The organism is Thalassospira sp. CH_XMU1420-2, from assembly GCF_037029325.1.
GTDB classification, from domain to species: domain Bacteria; phylum Pseudomonadota; class Alphaproteobacteria; order Rhodospirillales; family Thalassospiraceae; genus Thalassospira; species Thalassospira povalilytica.
Window position 1 is genome coordinate 1 of record NZ_JAYMEG010000040.1, and the last position, 1,879, is coordinate 1,879.

3 protein-coding genes are annotated in these 1,879 nt (G+C 52.9%); all 3 read left to right on the forward strand.

The window, feature by feature from the left end; genetic code table 11:
* Positions 1 to 608 (forward strand): conjugal transfer protein TraN (traN, locus tag WA429_RS21065; RefSeq protein WP_336107889.1); only part of this gene is annotated, 608 nt, incomplete at its 5' end.
* A 262-nt stretch (positions 609 to 870) separates the two neighbouring features.
* Positions 871 to 1,245, forward strand: coding sequence for a helix-turn-helix domain-containing protein (locus WA429_RS21070; RefSeq protein WP_336107890.1), 375 nt, complete (start codon positions 871 to 873; stop codon positions 1,243 to 1,245).
* On the forward strand, positions 1,242 to 1,841 hold the full coding sequence (locus tag WA429_RS21075; RefSeq protein WP_336107891.1) for a type II toxin-antitoxin system HipA family toxin: 600 nt from the start codon (positions 1,242 to 1,244) through the stop codon (positions 1,839 to 1,841). The genes WA429_RS21070 and WA429_RS21075 overlap by 4 nt, the downstream gene beginning before the upstream one ends.
* Positions 1,842 to 1,879: the final 38 nt, after the last annotated feature.

Sequence of the window (1,879 nt, forward strand, 5' to 3'; positions counted from 1 at the left end):
GCCTCTTGTTCACCCAAAACGCGGCAGGTGTCTGGACACTCGGTGGGCCAGGCGCTTACGTGGGCACCATGCTCAGCTGGGTCATGACAGCCTATATGGTTTACCAGATTGTGATGATTCTTATTCAGATCATCTGGGCCTGCGAACAGAAAGAGTTCGAGCTGCAAGCAAAACGTGAAATCAAAACCTGTCACCATGTGGGCTCCTATTGCGCGAGCAAGGTCCTTGGCGCATGTCTCGAAAAACGTGAGAGCTACTGCTGCTTTAACAGTCCATTGTCGCGTATTTTGCAAGAACAGGTCCGACCGCAACTTGGTCGTGGTTGGGGAAGCCCGGAGGAGCCGGAATGCGGGCCAATCCTAGCCGAAGACTTGTCAGAAGTGGACTTTTCTCAGGTGGATCTAAGCGAGTGGACCGGCATGCTCCATCAGGCCAATCTGCTTCCGACAGCCGACAGCGTCAACATCGAGAGCCTAACAGGGGAGGGCAGCAACTTTGATGCCGGGGACGGCCGAGCAAACGCCCTTGAACGCGCTCAAGAACGTATTGACGGTCTCGATGGCGATCAGATCCGAGAGGACCTATCAGAAACACTTCCAACTCCGTGACGGTTAGAAGGGGTCTCAAAAGAGGCCCCTTTCTCTCTGGGCGCACACAAGTTTTCGTCACAGGACTAGCAAGCGCAGTGCGACGGAGAAGCGGACAATGCGCCAAGAATAGGCATCTACTGCATCGATATCGAGGCAGTAAAAAGAAAAAGTACCTATAATGCAACGTTATGGATGCAATAAGAATATCGTTTCAAATTGACAATAAAGTAGCGACATCGATACAATATGAACAATATTACCATATAAGGGATCGATATCGATGCATAAAATAGACTATGAGATCGCATCCACGCAACAAGTCCAACAGACAATCGGGGAGCGGCTAAACCAATACCGCATCCATCTGGGGCTGCAGCAGGAGGCGCTTGCGCAAGAAGCAGGCCTATCACGCTCAGCGGTGGCGCGACTATTGGATGGGAAAGGAGGAACCTTCAATTCTTTCTTACGTGTACTGCGCGCCATGCAATTGCTCGAAAAGCTGGATGCCTTGATCCCCGAACCGCGGAATGGTCCGTTAGCTCCACCCAACAGCAAACCGCTCAGCGAACGCGAACGAGTTCGACGTTCAAACAAGCCGGAGCCAGTTTGGCAAGGCTTCGATGACAGTGCCCCAGTTTTTGAGGATGACCAATGACCAGAGCAGAAGTCAAACTATGGGGGGCTACTATAGGGGCAGTGTCGTGGAACAAAGACTTGGAAGTCGGGGAGTTTGAGTATCTGCCGGTCCTCACCCAAGCAGGTGTTCAACCCGCACCAATAATGATGCCGGTAGGAAGGCAAGTCTACTCATTCCCCGGCCTTGGCAAAGATGCCTTCAAAGGACTGCCTGGAATGCTTGCGGACAGCTTGCCCGACAAGTTTGGTAACCTTCTGATTGATAAGTGGCTGACCGAACAGGGACGCTCAACGAAAGACTTCAATCCAGTCGAACGCCTCTGCTATGTAGGCACACGCGGCATGGGCGCGTTGGAGTTTATTCCGGCCAGAACGTTCGCCAAAACGAAGGACCGAACGCTTGATATTGAGAAGCTGACGGAACTGGCGTCAAAGGTTCTGATCGAACGTACTTCCATCAAGGGCAAGCTCACAGGACACGACGACGAAGAAGCGCTGCGCGACATCCTTCGCGTCGGTACAAGTGCGGGAGGTGCACGTGCAAAAGCGGTTTTGCTGTGGAACGAAGAAACCGGGGAATTTCGATCCGGCCATGGGCGACATCACCACTGGTAATCGTACGCGGTGTGGCGTGGCGGATTTCCTGTCCGATC